At 72.8% G+C, this 15389-nt stretch carries 15 protein-coding genes and 1 tRNA gene; 6 read left to right on the forward strand and 10 right to left on the reverse strand.

What is annotated here, in order from left to right:
* Positions 1–54: 54 nt before the first annotated feature.
* A complete protein-coding gene (locus AAME72_RS16990; RefSeq protein WP_348787712.1) occupies positions 55–1728 on the reverse strand; it encodes a bifunctional 3'-5' exonuclease/DNA polymerase in 1674 nt (557 codons plus the stop codon).
* Positions 1729–1835: 107 nt separating this feature from the next.
* Between AAME72_RS16990 and AAME72_RS16995 the strand changes: the two genes are divergently transcribed.
* On the forward strand, positions 1836–2171 hold the full coding sequence (locus AAME72_RS16995; protein WP_348787713.1) for a hypothetical protein: 336 nt from the start codon (positions 1836–1838) through the stop codon (positions 2169–2171).
* A gap of 25 nt (positions 2172–2196) precedes the next feature.
* Here AAME72_RS16995 and AAME72_RS17000 read toward each other — a convergent pair whose 3' ends face one another.
* A complete protein-coding gene (locus AAME72_RS17000) occupies positions 2197–2655 on the reverse strand; it encodes an NUDIX domain-containing protein (RefSeq protein WP_348787714.1) in 459 nt (152 codons plus the stop codon).
* 71 nt (positions 2656–2726) lie between these two features.
* Here AAME72_RS17000 and AAME72_RS17005 point away from each other — a divergent pair, with 71 nt between their 5' ends.
* The 4 genes from AAME72_RS17005 (at position 2727) to AAME72_RS17020 (ending at position 8945) form a co-directional block, all read left to right on the forward strand.
* Positions 2727–3191, forward strand: coding sequence for an NUDIX domain-containing protein (locus AAME72_RS17005; protein ID WP_348787715.1), 465 nt, complete (start codon positions 2727–2729; stop codon positions 3189–3191).
* Between the two features lie 98 nt (positions 3192–3289).
* Positions 3290–3652, forward strand: coding sequence for a hypothetical protein (locus tag AAME72_RS17010; protein WP_348787716.1), 363 nt, complete (start codon positions 3290–3292; stop codon positions 3650–3652).
* A gap of 41 nt (positions 3653–3693) precedes the next feature.
* Positions 3694–7632 (forward strand): Pls/PosA family non-ribosomal peptide synthetase, encoded by a 3939-nt coding sequence (locus AAME72_RS17015; RefSeq protein ID WP_348787717.1) that lies wholly within the window; start codon positions 3694–3696, stop codon positions 7630–7632.
* Complete coding sequence (locus AAME72_RS17020; protein WP_348787718.1) at positions 7629–8945, forward strand: M1 family metallopeptidase; 1317 nt, start codon at positions 7629–7631, stop codon at positions 8943–8945. Before AAME72_RS17015 ends, AAME72_RS17020 begins: the two co-directional genes overlap by 4 nt.
* Here AAME72_RS17020 and AAME72_RS17025 read toward each other — a convergent pair.
* From AAME72_RS17025 to AAME72_RS17050, 6 genes are all read right to left on the reverse strand, one after another.
* A complete protein-coding gene (locus AAME72_RS17025) occupies positions 8915–9508 on the reverse strand; it encodes a hypothetical protein (RefSeq protein WP_348787719.1) in 594 nt (197 codons plus the stop codon). The genes AAME72_RS17020 and AAME72_RS17025 overlap by 31 nt on opposite strands.
* 9 nt (positions 9509–9517) lie before the next feature.
* Positions 9518–10057, reverse strand: a complete 540-nt coding sequence (locus AAME72_RS17030) for a hypothetical protein (protein ID WP_348787720.1) — start codon at positions 10055–10057, stop codon at positions 9518–9520.
* 49 nt (positions 10058–10106) lie between these two features.
* Entirely contained in the window at positions 10107–10991 is an 885-nt protein-coding gene (locus AAME72_RS17035; RefSeq protein ID WP_348787721.1) for a hypothetical protein, read from the reverse strand.
* A 98-nt stretch (positions 10992–11089) separates the two neighbouring features.
* Positions 11090–11163 (reverse strand) — tRNA-Ile (locus AAME72_RS17040).
* Between the two features lie 16 nt (positions 11164–11179).
* Complete coding sequence (locus AAME72_RS17045) at positions 11180–12433, reverse strand: glycosyltransferase (RefSeq protein ID WP_348787722.1); 1254 nt, start codon at positions 12431–12433, stop codon at positions 11180–11182.
* A gap of 56 nt (positions 12434–12489) precedes the next feature.
* Entirely contained in the window at positions 12490–13455 is a 966-nt protein-coding gene (locus AAME72_RS17050) for a DMT family transporter (RefSeq protein WP_348787723.1), read from the reverse strand.
* Between the two features lie 40 nt (positions 13456–13495).
* Here AAME72_RS17050 and def point away from each other — a divergent pair, with 40 nt between their 5' ends.
* Positions 13496–14062 (forward strand): peptide deformylase, encoded by a 567-nt coding sequence (def, locus tag AAME72_RS17055; protein WP_348787724.1) that lies wholly within the window; start codon positions 13496–13498, stop codon positions 14060–14062.
* A 23-nt stretch (positions 14063–14085) separates the two neighbouring features.
* On the opposite strand, the gene AAME72_RS17060 is transcribed toward def, so the two are convergent.
* Both AAME72_RS17060 and AAME72_RS17065 read right to left on the reverse strand, forming a co-directional pair.
* Positions 14086–14964, reverse strand: a complete 879-nt coding sequence (locus AAME72_RS17060) for an ATP-binding protein (protein ID WP_348787725.1) — start codon at positions 14962–14964, stop codon at positions 14086–14088.
* A 77-nt stretch (positions 14965–15041) separates the two neighbouring features.
* A complete protein-coding gene (locus tag AAME72_RS17065; protein ID WP_348787726.1) occupies positions 15042–15365 on the reverse strand; it encodes an SHOCT domain-containing protein in 324 nt (107 codons plus the stop codon).
* Positions 15366–15389 lie beyond the last annotated feature (24 nt).

A 15389-nucleotide genomic window follows, 5' to 3' on the forward strand; every position in this document is an offset into this window, starting at 1 on the left:
TCCATCCTCGGTCAGGTCGTGGGGTGCAACCAAGTCCGACACTCGCGAATTCCGTCACTTGGCCTCTGCGTACGAGTCGACGACCGCCGCGGTGACCGGGAACTCCACGGGGAACCCGCCGAACAGCAGCCGCCCGGCCTGCTCGGCCGCAGCCTCGACCGCCTCCGCCGCCGCGTCGGCGAGGTCGACCGGGGTGTGCACGATCACCTCGTCGTGCAGGAAGTAGACCAGGTGCGGGCCCTCGCGCAACGGTCGTCCCGGCGCCAGGGCGGTGAGCCGGTTGCGCAGATCGGCCATCCAGCAGAGCGCCCACTCGGCGGCGCTCGCCTGCACCACGAAGTTACGGGTGAACCGGCCCCAGTCCCGGGCCTGGCTGCGCGCCCGGCGCTCGTCCGTCGCCGTGGAATCGGCGGACGAGGCCGCGGCCTGGGTCGCCTGCCACAAGCCGCCCGGTCGTGGCGAGCTCCGGCCCAGGCGCGAGGTGACGACCTCGCCGCGCTCCCCGGCCCTGGCGGCCTCCTCGACGAGCCGGATGGCGCGGGGGAACGCGCGGGTGAGCCGCGGCATCAGTCGGCCGCTCTCCCCCGTCGTCGCCCCGTACATCGCGCCCAGCATCGCGACCTTCGCGTGCGCGCGCTCGTCGAGCGCGCCGGTGGCGACGATGCCCGCGTACAGGTCCTTTCCGCGCCCGGCGGCCGCCATCGCCTCGTCCCCGGCGAGACCGGTGAGGATGCGCGGCTCCAGCTGGGCGGCGTCGGCGACCACCAGCTTCCAGCCGGGGTCGGCGACGACGGCGCCGCGCACCTGGCGCGGCAGCTGAAGCGCGCCGCCGCCGCGCGTGGCCCAGCGGCCGGTGACCACCCCGCCCGGCAGGTAGTCGGGGCGGAACCGGCCGTCGCGCACCCACGCGTCGAGCCACGACCAGCCGTTGGCGGTGAGCAGCCTGGCGAGCTTCTTGTAGCGCAGCAGCGGCTCGACAACCGGGTGGTCGATCTTCTTCAGTTCCCACGAGCGGGTGGAGGTCGCCATCAGACCGGCGCGCTGGAGCGCCTTGAGCAGGTCCGGCGGGCTGTCCGGGTTGAGCTCGGGCGCGTCCAGGTGCTCGCGAATGTCGGCGGTGAGCCGCTCCAGCACGGCGGGACGCCCGTAGCTGGGCCGCGGGCCTAGCAGGTCGGAGAGCAGGGCGTCGTGGCGCTCCGCGCTGTAGGGAAGGCCGGCGAAGCGCATCTCCGCGGCGATCAGGGCGCCGGCGGACTCGGCCGCGAGCAGCAGCCGGAGCCGGCGCGGGTCGTCGCTGCCGGCGACGGCGTCCTGCTGCGACGCGAACTCGGCGAGGGCGGACGGTGGCTGCGCCGGCTCGGAGTGCTCCAGGTCGAAGAGGGCCGCGGCGACGGGAGCCTCCTGCACCTCGACGCCGAGCGGGGCTTCCCAGACTCCGGGCGGTGCGGTCGCCAACCCGGAGCGGGCGGTCAGCGCCGAGGTGCGCAGGATCACGTGGCAGAGTCGCAGGTCGACGCAGCGCTCGACGCGGACATCCGCGGCCAGCAGCGCCGGGTACCAGGACCGGGTGTCGCTCCAGACCCAGCGCGGGCGACCCTCCCCCTGCTCCTGCTCGCGCACGAAGTCAGGGAGCTCGCGCGCGGTCATCTCCGTGGGCGCCGCGCCGGGCTCGTCCGGGCGCACGGCGACGATGCCGCCGGACGCGGTCCGGTCGAGGACGATGTGCACGCATCCATTCTCCGGCTCGCCGCCGACAACTCTTGCCGTCCGCACGGGATCCGGTAAGGTGAGGAACATTCATCGAACGACGATGCCGACCCGAAAGGCGATCGACGATGACCGTATACCTGCACGACAGCCAGGGGGTGTGGATCGCGTTCCGCTCGGACGAGCGGAACCGCTTCCTGTTCAACCCCGACGGCGACTGGATCGGGTGGTTCCCGTGGGACGACGCCGTCGCCGTCACACCGGGCGGCGCCTACCTGGGCACCGTCCACGGCGACCGGTTGTTCTCCGATGTGCACTACCGATACCGCGGCGACCGCGGTTATCCCGGCGCGCCCGGCTACCCCGGCGCTGCGCCCTATCCGGGCGCCGGAGCGTACGTCGGCCTTCCTTCCGGTTGCGAGGACGTGCCGGGCGCTCTGCTCTGGCCGCGCCTCGCATCCTGAGCAGGAAGCGCGCGAGCCGCGCGGCTCAGCCCGCGAGCGCGGTGAGTCGCGCCCGCAGCTCCGGCCAGGCGGTGCCGAAGCCGGGGTGCAGCGGGAGGCCGCCCACCTCGCCCACCGGCACCCAGCGGAGCTCGATGCTCTCCACGTCGGCCATGTGCGCCTCGAACGGCCGCACCGCCTGCGCGACGACGGTGGTGTAGCTCCAGAAGCCGAGGTCCAGCACGCTCTCGAAGAGCACCTGCACGGCGTCCGCGGGCACCGCCGCCTCCTCCGCGGCCTCCCGCAGCGCACCCTCGACGGCCGTCTCGCCCTCGTGGCGCGCACCGCCCGGAAGGCCCCAGGTGCCGCCGAAGTGACTCCAGTCCGCCCGGTGCTGAAGCAGGATGCCGCGGCGCAGATCGTGGACGAGCAGGCCAGCGGCGCCGAACCTGCCCCAGAACCGCTCGCCGTTCGGACCTTCCACCCATGCGTCGCCGGAGTTCACTCCTCCACGTTAGCCGCCCGCCCGCCGTAGGGTGTCAGCATGACGCCAGACGACAGCGCCACAGTCCGCTGATGCCGGTGCGCAGCGCCGCGATCCTGCTGCACCGGGACACGGGTGCCGGCCGCGAGGTGTGGATCGCCCATATGGGCGGGCCGTTCTGGGCGCGCAAGGACGACGGCGCGTGGTCGCTGCCGAAGGGGCTCGTCGAGCGGGACGAGACGGACGAGCTGACCGCAGCCCTCCGCGAGTTCGCGGAGGAGATGGGCTCCCCCGCCCCGGACGCCGCGTACGAGAAGCTCGGCGAGTTCCGCGCCTCGGGCAAGACGATCGTGGTGTTCGCGGCCGAGGCATCGTTCGACCCGGCCGAGATCGTGAGCAACACCTTCGAGGTGGAGTGGCCACCGCGCTCCGGGCGCATGCAGGCGTTCCCCGAGGTGGATGCGGCGCGCTGGTTCCCCGTCGAGGACGCGCGCCGCAAGCTCACCAAGGGCCAGCAGCCGGTGATCGACGCGCTGCTCGCGACGCTGGCCCGCTGAAATCGGCTAGTCCCAACCGGCGGTCACGGGTCGTATCGTGGGCGCAGACGCGTCGGACACCCGCCGATGTCGCCGGGATGGCCCGCGAAGGAGGAGCTGTGGCGACGAAGAAGAAGGCCGAGAAGGAGGCCGAGAAGGCCATCGCCGCGGCGCGGACCGCGGTCGAGGAGGCCCAGCGGCTGGTCAAGAAGCTCGACAAGAAGGCCCGCAAGGAGGCGGACGAGCTGGCGGCCGCACTCGCGCAGGCCGAGAAGGATGCGAAGAAGGTTCTCCGGCGCACCGAGAAGACGCAGCGCCACGCGGCACAGGCCGCGAGGGAACGCGCCGCTGCCGCCGCCACGCCGTCCAGCACGGGCATCCCGACCTTCCGCGACCTGCGCGATCGGGCCAAGGCGCGGGGCATCCAGGGCTACTCCCGGATGAACAAGGCACAGCTGCTGCACGCCCTCGGCGAGGGCTGATGTTCACCTGCCGGTAACCGGTCGCTCCTACGGTGGCGCCCGTGACAGACGACGCCGGGCCCGACGCCATCCTCTCCCGTTCCGCAGCCGCGCCCGCACCCCGGACGCTCGTCGACATCCTCAGGGAGACCGCGCTGCGCTACCCGGAGGCCTCGGCGATCGAAGACGCCCGTGGCGCGCTCAGCTACCGCGAGCTCGTCGCGCGGGTGCTCGCCACGGCCGCGCGGCTCCGCGAGGGCGGCGTGCGCCGCGGCGACCGGGTCGGCGTGCGGATGACCTCCGGCAGCAGGGAGCTGTACGTCGCGATCCTCTCCGTGCTCGCGGCGGGCGCGGCCTACGTCCCCGTCGACGCCGACGATCCGGACGAGCGCGCCGAACTGGTCTTCGGCGAGGCGGCCGTGCGCGGGATCGTCACCGATGACGGCTACCGCGCCCACACAGCGGGCCCCGGCGCACCGATCGCCCTGGCGGGCGTGGCCGCCCACCCGAGCACGTCGGCGCATCCCGTCGTCGACCCGCCGACCCCGGACGACGACGCCTGGATCATCTTCACCTCCGGTTCGACGGGCACGCCGAAGGGGGTCGCCGTGAGCCATCGCTCCGCAGCGGCGTTCGTGGACGCCGAGGCCCGGCTGTTCCTCCGGGACGACCCGATCGGACCGGGCGATCGCGTGCTCGCCGGCCTCTCGGTCGCGTTCGACGCCTCCTGCGAGGAGATGTGGCTCGCCTGGCGGCACGGCGCCTGCCTCGTCCCTGCGCCGCGCTCGCTCGTGCGGACCGGAATGGATCTGGGGCCGTGGCTCGCCGCGCGCCGCATCTCCATCGTGTCCACCGTGCCGACGCTCGCGGCGCTCTGGCCCGTCGAGGCGCTGGACACCGTGCGGATGCTGATCTTCGGCGGGGAGGCGTGCCCGCCGGAGCTCGTGAACCGCCTGGCGGTGGAGGGCCGGGAGGTGTGGAACACCTACGGGCCGACCGAGGCGACGGTCGTCGCGTGCGCGAGCCTGCTCACCGCCGGGGAACCGGTGCGGATCGGGCTGCCGCTCGACGGCTGGGACCTCGCGGTCGTGGACGAGTCGGGCGCGCCGGTGCGTGACGGGCAGTCCGGCGAGCTGATCATCGGCGGCGTCGGCCTCGCCCGCTACCTGGATCCGGGGAAGGACGCGGAGAAGTACGCACCGCTCCCCTCGCTCGGCTGGGAGCGCGCCTACCGCAGCGGCGACCTGGTCCGGTTCGACCCGGACGGCCTCTTCTACCTCGGGCGTGCCGACGACCAGGTGAAGGTGGGCGGCCGTCGCATCGAGCTCGGCGAGGTGGAGGCGGCGCTGCAGCAGCTGCCCGGCGTCTCGGGAGCCGCGGCCGCCGTGCGCAGGAGTGCCGCCGGCAACGACATCCTGGTCGGCTACCTCGCGGTCCCGGAGCAGGCGGCGTTCTCGCGCGCGGAGTCGCTCGCGATCCTGCGCGCGGAGCTGCCCGCCGCCCTGGTGCCGCTTCTCGCCGTCGTGGACGAGCTGCCGGTGCGCACCTCGGGCAAGGTGGACAGGGCGGCGCTGCCGTGGCCGATCGACGACGCCGCAGCCGCGGACACGCCGGCGCTCGACCCGGTGTCGGCCGCGCTCGCCGACGATTGGCGCAGCGTCCTCGGCCTGCCGGTCGGCGGCCCCGACGACAACTTCTTCGACCTCGGCGGCGGCTCGCTGGCTGCGGCCCAGCTCGTCTCGCTGATCCGGCGCAGGCATCCCGACGTCACGGTCGCCGACATCTACGCGCACCCGCGCTTCGGCGCGATGGCCGAGGCCTTGGCGGACAGCGCCACCTCCGGCTCCGCCGCCTCCACGCACGTCGTGCCGCGTACGCCGCGACGGATGCAGTGGCTGCAGACCCTGCTCGCCGTGCCGCTGTTCATCCTGAGCGGGGTGCGCTGGCTGCTCTATCTGCTCACGGCGGCGGCGGTGCTCCGCCCGCTCGGCGGTTTCGGCTTCCTGCCACCGGTGGACCTCGCCTGGCTGATCGTCGGCCTGCTCGTGTTCGTGACCCCGTGGGGAAGGATGGCGGTCGCCGTCCTCGCCGCACGGCTGCTGCTCGCGGGGGTGAAGGCGGGCGACTACCCGCGCGGCGGCGGCGTGCACCTGCGGCTCTGGCTGGCCGAGCAGGTTGCGCACCAGATCGGTGCGGCGAGCCTCGCCGGCGCCCCGTGGATCAGTTACTACGCGCGCGCGCTCGGCGCGCAGATCGGGCCGGGCGTCGATCTGCACGCGCTGCCGCCGGTCACCGGGATGCTGCGCATCGGCGCCGGGGCGTCCGTCGAACCGGAGGTCGACCTGGCCGGCTACTGGATCGACGGCGACCTCGTGCGCATCGGCGAGATCCGCATCGGTGCCGGCAGCTCGGTCGGCGCGCGCTCGTCGCTGATGCCGGGCGCGAAGATCGGCAGGAACGCCACCGTCGCGCCAGGGTCCGCCGTCTTCGGCCGGGTGCCGGCGGGCCAGAACTGGGCCGGCTCCCCCGCGGTGCGCGTCGGGCGCTCGCACGAGTGGTGGCCGGCGGAGCGTCCGGAGCGGCGCACCCGGTGGCTGTGGGCGTACGCGGGGGCGTCCCTTGTCGTCTCCCTCGTCCCCGTGATCGCGTTCGCCGCGGGCGGGATCGTGGTCGCCGGTTTCGTGCGCGGCGCGACGGGCCTGGACGACGCGGCCGGCCGTGCGGCGATCGGGCTGGTCCCCGGAACGCTTTTCGCCGGTGCGGTGCTGGCCGGACTCGTCGTGGTGCTCGTCCGGCTGCTCGGACTCGGGATCGCCGAGGGCGTGTTCCCGGTGCGCAGCCGCATCGGCTGGCAGGTCTGGTCCACCGAGCGGCTGCTCGACCTCGCCAGGACCGTGCTGTTCCCGCTCTACTCCAGCCTGTTCACGCCGATCTGGCTGCGGATGCTCGGCGCGCGCGTCGGCAGGGACGTCGAGGCGTCGACCGTGCTGCTGCTCCCGGCGATGACCCGGATCAGGGACGGCGCCTTCCTCGCCGACGACACCCTGGTGGCGTCCTACGAACTGGGCGGCGGCTACGTGCGGGTCGCGGCCGTCGACATCGGAGCGCGCGCCTTCCTCGGCAACTCCGGGATGGCGGGCGGCGGCAACCGGGTGCCGCGCGACGGCCTGGTGGCCGTGCTCTCCTTCGCGCCCCGCAAGGCGAAGGCGGGGACCTCCTGGCTCGGCTCGCCGCCGGTGCGGCTGCGCCGGCAGCCGCAGGACGCCGACCTCGGCCGCACCTACGCGCCGTCGACCGGCCTCCGCGTGGCCAGGACGCTGTGGGAGCTGCTTCGGATCGTGCCGGTGATCGTCACCTGCGCGATCGGCATCGCGGTGCTGTTCGCACTCGCGGCGATCGTGGAGTCGACGGGCGTCGGCTGGGCGATCGTGGCGAGTGGGCCCGTCCTGCTGGTTGCCGGGGCGGTCGCCGCGGCGATCAGCACCGCCGCCAAGTGGGCGCTGCTCGGCCGGCTGCGCGCGGGCGAGCGTCCGCTGTGGTCGTCGTTCGTCTGGCGCAGCGAGGTGTCGGACACCTTCACCGAGATGGTCGCCGCCCCGTGGTTCGCCTGGGCGGCGGCCGGCACGCCGGCGCTCGTCTGGTGGCTGCGCAGCCTCGGCGCCCGCATCGGGCAGGGCGTGTGGATCGACAGCTACTGGCTCCCGGAGGCGGATCTGGTCGAGCTGGGCGACGCATCCACCGTGAACCGGGGCTGCGTCGTGCAGACGCACCTGTTCCATGATCGAATCATGAGCATGGACGAGGTCAGCATCGAGCGGGGCGGGACGCTCGGCCCGCACAGTGTCATCCTGCCCGCTGCGGCGATCGGGGCCGACGCGACGGTCGGCCCGGCGTCGCTGGTGATGCGCGGGGAGACGGTGCCGGCGCGCAGCAGGTGGAGCGGCAACCCGATCGGGCCGTGGCGCGAGGTCGTCGTGCGCGACTACCGGGCGAGCCGATGAGCCTGGCGACGGGCGACGCCACCGCGCGGCTGTACCTCCCGCGCTCGGGGACGTTCGACTACTCGGTGCTCTCCTACGACATCGACCTCGGCTACCGCGTCGCGACGAACCGGCTGGATGCGACGGCCGTCATCCGCGCGCGGGCGGAGGTGGACTTGTCCGCCGTCGTGCTCGACCTCGTGCACCTGCGGGCCAAGCGGGTGCGGCTGGACGGGGACAAGCGCGTCAAGTTCGCCCAGTCCCCCACCCATCTGCGGATCCGGCCGTCCTCACCCATCCCCCGCGGCACCGAGTTCACCGTCGAGGTGGTCTACGACGGCTCTCCGTCGCCGCGGCGCACACGCTGGGGGACGCTCGGGTGGGAGGAGCTCAGCGACGGCGTGATCGTCGCATCCCAGCCCTCCGGAGCCCCGACCTGGTTCCCCTGCAACGACCGGCCGTCGGACAAGGCGGCCTACCGCATCCGGGTGACCACCGAGCAGCCGTACACCGTGCTCGCGACCGGCGAGCTCGTCGAGCACTCCGTGAGCGCCGGGCGCGGCACCTGGGTGTTCGAGCGCGAGGAGCCGACGGCGACGTACCTCGCGGCCGTGCAGATCGGCCGGTACGTGCTCGAGCCGCGGAGGACGGCCGGAGTGGAGTGGGTGATCGCCTACCCCGCGGAGCTGGCGCGGCGGGTGCTCGCGGACTTCGCGCCGGTCGGCCGGATGCTGGAGTGCTTCCAGGAGCGCTTCGGCCCGTACCCGTTCCCCTCGTACACGATCGTGGTGACGGAGGACCCGCTGGAGATCCCGCTCGAGGCGCAGGCGATGGCCACCTTCGGCTCCTCGCACGCGGACGGCAGGGGCGGTTCCACCCGGCTGATCGCGCACGAGCTCGCGCACCAGTGGTTCGGCAACAGCGTCGGCGTCGAGACGTGGCGGGACATTTGGCTGAACGAGGGCTTCGCCTGCTACGCGGAGTGGCTCTGGTCGGAGTACGACGGCGGGCCGTCGGCGAACACGCTGGCGCGCACGCACCACGCGCTGCTGCGGGCGAAGCCGCGGGACCTCGTCCTCGGCGATCCTGGTGTCGACTCGATGTTCGACGACCGCGTCTACAAGCGCGGCGGCTGCCTGCTGCACGCGCTGCGGCTGCGGCTGGGCGACGAGCGCTTCTTCGACCTGCTCCGCGCCTGGACGGCGGCCAAGCGGTTCGGGACGGCGAGCGGCGCGGACTTCGAGGAGCTCGCCGCCTCCTTCTCGCCCGAACCGCTGGCGGAGTTCTTCGACGCGTGGCTGCGTCAGACCCGGCTGCCCGCGCTCAGCGCCTGAGCGGTCGTGACCAGGCAGCCGTGCAGGCGCCGGCTGCGGACGCGGTAGCGCGTTCCGTCGAGCACGGCCGAGCCGGCCTCGATGCGCACGGCGGCGGGATCGACGCGCAGACCGCGTCCGTCCGCCTTGAGCACGGCCTCGATCGCGGTCCAGCGGCGGAGGGCGTCCCCGTGGCCAGGAGTGAGGAATGCGGCCGCCGCGACGCGTGCGGGATCCGTGTCGAGCGGCTCCGCATCGATGCCGACCGGCCCCGCCGCGACGACGGCGAATGCGAACCCCGCCGCATGTGTCAAGGAGAGGTGGATGTCCGGGCGGCCGAGAAGATACGGACGGCCGTGGGAGCCGCCGCAGTCCGGACAGGTCGCGTCGATGCGCGCGTCCCCGATGCCGCGCCCGTCTGGAGCCGCCGCGTCGGCCGCCGCCAGCAACGCGTCACGGCCGGCGAGGAACGCGGCGGCCGCGTTGCCGGAGAGTCCTGCCAGCCGCGTACGGTCGGCCTCGGAGAGGCGCGTCAGGACCGCGCTCGTCGCCGCCTCGTGGGAGCGGACGACGAGCGGGAGCACGCCTCGATGCTAACGCGCGGGTCGCGGCGGCGGGACGTCCGTGTCGCCGGTCGTGCCGCCCGCGTCGATGCGCGGCTCGGCGTGGCGCGGCTGCCCGTCGACGTCCGTGCGGCCGTCCGTGGCGCTGTACGCGTCCGTGCTGCCGTCCGCGGGTCGGGCCGCGGCCGTGTCGTCGGCGGCTCGGCCGTCGTCCACGCGGTTCCCGTGCCGGTCGGTGCGGACGTCCGGGTCCACCTTGTCCGCGCGGGCCAGCTTGTCGTCCACCGACGCGCGTGCGTCGCCCGCCTCGGCGGCGTGGGCGTCGGCCTCCTGGCGGCGACGCTGCGCGTCCACCTCGGCCTGCTTCGCGTCCGCGGCGGCGCGGGCCGCCTTGGCCTCGCGCTCGCGCGCCGCGAGGTCGTCCTCGCGCGCGGCCGCGCGCAGCTCCTGAGCGTGCTCGCGGTCGTGCTCCAGCTTCCGCCGTCGCCCCACGGTCATCGCGATGGCGATGATCGCGATGATCACCACGACGACGACGACGATCAGAACGATCCATCCGGTTGTGTTCATGCCGGACACGGTACGCCCCTGCTCGCGGCGGGCTAGGGGTCGACCCGTCCTACGCCCTGCTTCGGTACGGGTCGCCGATCGCGTGCCCCTCGATGCCCGGCAGGCTCAGTAGCTCGGCGACGAGCTCTGGAGCCCCGGCCACCACGGTCCATGGAGCATCCACCTCGATCGAGAGGCACCAGGACCGGTCGGCCGGCCAGATCAGCTGCGGCATGATGCCGTCGCGGTCACCGGGCAGCCAACCGAGCCCGGAGCGGTACGGCCAGTCCGGCGACGCGAGGTCGTCGAGGGTGGTGGCCCCGAGCACGTACGTGCGATCCGGCAGGTCGAAACGCGGGTACGGGAACTCGGAGACGTCGCCCGCGACCGCCCGCTCCCAGACGGTCCCGTCGAACTCCTGCATCCGCAGGAGTCTCGGGGAGGTCGCCTCCAGCCTGCGGCGCTGGTGGTCCTCAGCCTCCGATCGCAACCGATCGAGTTCGACCTCGACGTCGGCACCGGCATCGCTCTCGGCGTCACCGACGAAGAACAGTGACGTCGAAACGGCGGTCAGGCCCCAGCCCTCCCAGACCCCGACGGTGATGTCCTCCGGCGTGCGGGTGTGCGACCACAGCACCGGGACGAAGGCGCGCAGTAGGGCGGGGTCGATCCACCCGTCCTGCGGCGGGTTCAACCACCACCCGTCGCTCTTGGTCTGGCCGCTGCCGCCGTCAGGGCTGATGTCCCACCACTGCGTGTCGCCGTCGACCGTCGTGCCGGTGCGTGTCGCCAGCTCGGCCCAGCGCACGGAGCGCTCTTCGCCGTCGTCGTTCGACTCGTAAGCGGGATGCAGGATGCGGCCGTAGGCGGGCATCCCGGTCGGCACCATCTCCCCGAGCTCCGGGATGCGCTCTTGCAGCCAGCGGCCTCGCTCCGGGTCCACGAACCAGTCCATGCCACGATCCTGGCAGGTCGGAACCGTCCCCGTGGGATGCCGGGATACCGGGACGCCGCACGGTGAAGCGGCGTCCGGAGGGCCGGGCCTCGACTCGGTAGGGCGGACGGGACTTGAACCCGTGACCGGCGGATTATGAGTCCGATGCTCTAACCAGCTGAGCTACCGCCCCGAGGTGTGCCTCCCGATCACTCCGGGGCGGGCACTCCGGGGGCCGCGTCCGTCACCGGGTCGGCCACCGGCTCTCCACGATACAGGCTCTCGAAGGTGCTGATCGTGCGCTGGATGTCGTGGGCGGCCACGATGCGCAGCGACGCGTTCTTGAGCACATCCAGCTCGTCCTGCGGCAGCGTGAGCACGCTCTCCAGCTTGTCGGCGAGGTCCTGCGCGTCTCCCGGGCGGAACAGGTGTCCGTTCTCGCCGTCGTGGACGAGGTGCGGCAGCGCCATCGCGTCGGCGGCGACAACGGGCAGTGCCGAGGCCATCGCCTCCATCGTGGCGATCGACTGCAGCTCGGCGATGGACGGCATCGCGAACACCGTGGCGCGCGTGTACGCCTCGCGCAGCTCCTCGTCCGTCACGTAGCCGAGGAACGTGACCCGGTCGGCGATGCCGAGCGTCTCGGCCAACGCCTGCAGGTTCTTGAACTGGTCGCCCCCTCCGACGATCTCCAGCTTCGCGTCCAGGGAGGCAGGCAAGAGGGTCATCGCCTTCAGCAGCACGTCGATCTGCTTCTCGCCCGTGACCCGGCCGACGAAGAGGATGCTGTTGCCCGTGCGCGGGGAGAAGTCGGGCGTGTAGTTCTGCGCGTCGATGCCGCACGAGATCGCGTGCACGCCACGCAGCCCGGTCGCCTTCTCCAGGAACTCCGCCGCCCGCCGGGTCGGCGTGGTGATCGCCTCGGCGCGGTCGAAGCTCTTCCGCGCGTCCTTCCAGGCCAGGGACACGAAGGTGTGGTGGAGGAAGCGGGGCAGCCGGGTGAACTCGATGATGTTCTCCGGCATCACGTGGTTGGTCGCGACGATGCGGATGCCGCGCTTCTGCGCCTCGTAGGCGAGGCCGCGGCCGATGACGATGTGCGACTGGAAGTGGACGACGTCCGGCTTCACCTCGTCCAGGACGCGCCTGGCGTTCGCCTTGCTCGTCCACGGCAGGGCGAAGCGCAGCCAGTCGTGCGGGTACCAGCGCCAGCTGCGCAGCCGGTGCGCGGTCATCTTCGCGCCCTCGTGCTCCTCCACCCAGGTGCCGTGCTTGCGGCTCGCGGCGGGGGCGACGATGTGGACGTCGTGGCCGCGCTCGACGAGGCCGGCGGCCAGGCGCTCCGCGAACCGGGCGGCTCCGTTGACGTCCGGCGGGAAGGTGTCGCATCCCATCAGGATGGTCAGCGGCTTCTGCGGGGCCGGGGCGGGCGGGGTGGTGTGCGTTCCGCTCGTATCAGGCACGTGGTGAGGTCCCTACGGTCGTGGACGGGCTGGGTGAGCCCGGTCGATTCAACGGCCTAGTCTAGGCTGCTTTCCTCCAGCGGGCCGGTAAGACGCTCGGACACGGGCGTCTCGCCATTGGCCTGCGGGTGGTGGCGGGAGAGCTGGAAGACGCCCCAGATCGCGACGGCGCCGGTCAGGGCGAAGCCGACCATGGCCCACCAGGGCGCGCCCGCCGCCTCGTCGAGCACGACGATGCCGATCGTCACCGCGACCAGCGGGTCGATCACCGTGAGCCCGGCGATCACGAGGTCGGGAGGACCCGACGAATAGGCGTTCTGCACGAAGTACGCACCGAGCACGGCGGCGGCAAGCAGCGCCACGATGCAGAGCACGAGCAGCCAGTCCCACTCGCGGTGCGAGATGCGGTCGATGGCGACCTTGGCGAGCGTCGCGACGAAACCGTAGAGGATGCCGGCGCCGACGATGTAGAAGATCGCCTTGAACCGGTGCCGCAGGAACAGGAACGCCAGCACGAACAGGACCAGTACGACCGCGAGGACGAGGAGGATGATGATGAGCGACCGATTCGTCACCGGGAGGTCCTGGGCGAAGACGGCCGCGATGACCACGAACGCGCCGACGCCGCCGACGCACAGGCAGATCGCGATGATCGAGGGCCGGTTCAGCTTCACCCCGCTCAGCCGGGCGTTCAGGATGCTGGTGATCACCAGTCCGACGACGCCGAGCGGCTGCACCAGGATGATCGGCGAGAGCTTGAGGCTGACCAGCTGGAAGACGATGGCGAGGCCGAGCAGCAGCGTCCCCACCACCCAGGACGGGCGGGCGAGCAGCAGACCGAGCTGCTTCATGTTCAGGCCGTCGGAGGCGTTCTGCGTCTGCGACTCCACCTTCGCCACACCGTGGTGCTGCAGCTGCGCGCCGATCGAGAGGAAGCAGGCCCCGACGAGCGCGACCGGGATGCCGAGGAGCTGGCTCGGCTGGTAGGCCAGCGCGATCGCGTCCATCAGTTCCGTTGCCACTCCACGACCCTACCGAAGATGATCCCGATAGTCTTGCCGAATGGCCGTCCTCCCCATCCGGATCACCGGAGACCCCGTGCTGCACGCCCGCGCCTCCGAGGTCGTCGACATCGACGACGACCTGCGCACCCTGGTCGCCGACATGTTCGAGACGATGGACGAGGCGCCCGGCGTCGGCCTCGCCGGCCCCCAGGTCGGCGTTCCGCTGCGGCTGTTCGTGTACGGCTGGACGGACGACGACGACGTGCTGCACCGCGGCGTCGCGATCAACCCGGTGCTGTGGCTCTCGCCGCTGGCCGTCGGCGAGCCGGACGAGGAGAGCGAGTCCGAGGGGTGCTTGTCGTTCCCCGGCGAGCGGTTCCCGCTGCGCCGCGCCGAGCGCGTCATCCTGCAGGCGCTCGACCTGGACGGCCAGCCGTTCGAGGTGCACGCGGAGGGCTGGCTCGCCCGCATCTTCCAACACGAGTACGACCACCTGGACGGCGTGCTCTACGTCGACCGCCTGGCGCATCCCTATGGGAAGGCCGCGCTGAAGGTGCAGCGCAAGAACTCGTGGGGCGTCCCCGGCCTCAGCTGGCTGCCCGGCCGGGACCACCTGGAGGACTGAGCGGACGGCCGCGATTCAGCGGTTCAACGGCTGAGCGGCACCCCGTGCACACCGTTGTGGTGCCGCAGGCTCGGGAACACCACCGAGAGCGAGAAGCCCACCCCGGGCACGGACTTCGCGGTGAGGACGCCGCCGAACAGCGCCGCCCGCTCGCGCAGCTCCGCGAGGCCCGCACCCTCCAGGTGCTCGGTGATCGCGCGGAGGTCGTCCTCGAACGAGTACGCCGTCGCCTGGTCGACGCCCTCGCGGTCGAGGCCCTGGCGCCGTGCTGCGGCGCGGATCCCGTCGTCGTCCACGCTCACCTGGAGCCCGTCCGCCGTCCATGTGAAGCCGACGGCGACGTTCGTGCCCGAGCCGCCGTGCTCGAGCGCGTTGCCGAGGCTGGTCTGCAGGATGCGGAAGATCGCGAGCTCCGCGCCCTGGCGCAGCTCGAAGCGCTCCCCGGTCTCGGTGAAGCTGACGACGAGTCCCGCCTCGCGCATGATGCGGAACAGGTCGCGCGCCGAGTGCAGCTCGGGATGCGGCTGCGAGGCCTGCGCGCCCTCCCCCACCACGTTCTGCAGTCGGCGCAGATCCGCCAGCGCGTCGCGCGCCGTGGTCTCGAGCGCCGCCGCGGAGCGCGAGGCGGCCGCCGGGTCGGACGAGGCGGCGTAGCGCAGGCCCTCCGCCTGGGAGACGAGCCGCCCGACCGCCTGCACGGAGACGTCCGCGAGCTCGCCGACGATCCGGAACCGGCCGGCCTGTTCGGCCAGCTCCAGCTCCCGGTCTACGCGGTCCCATTCCGACTCGTCCCGCGTCTCGGCGAGGCGCCTGCGGCGGGTGCGCTCGAGAAGCCAGAGCGCGGGGAACACGATCGCGGCGGCGAGCAGCACAGCGGCGACGACGGTCAGGAGCGGGGTCATACGGGTCCTTCCGGCCGCGCGGCGCGGCCCGGACGATCATATCCGGGCCGCGCCGCACCGCCGTCGGGTGCCGGTTCTCAGGCGCCGTCCGACCGGTTGGCGCGCAGCACCTCCAGTCGCGCCCGGTACTCCTGCTCGTCGATGTCGCCGTTCGCGTAGCGCTGCGCGAGCGTCTGCTCCGCCGAGCGGGTGGCCGAGTGGCCCCAGCCTGGTCCGTATCCGCCGGGACCGTATCCGCCCCGGGCGGCGGCGGCGCGGCGCCAGCGGCGGCCGGCGAAGCCGAAGATCAGGACGAAGACGGCGATCCAGAAGATCGGGATGAAGATCCACCACCAGCCGAACCAGGGGCCGCCCCAGGTGACGGCGCAGGGCACGGCGGTCGTAGCCAGTGCAGTGAGCATGACGAGTCCAATCGCGTCGATGAC

The organism is Leifsonia sp. NPDC080035 (assembly GCF_040050925.1).
GTDB lineage: Bacteria > Actinomycetota > Actinomycetes > Actinomycetales > Microbacteriaceae > Leifsonia.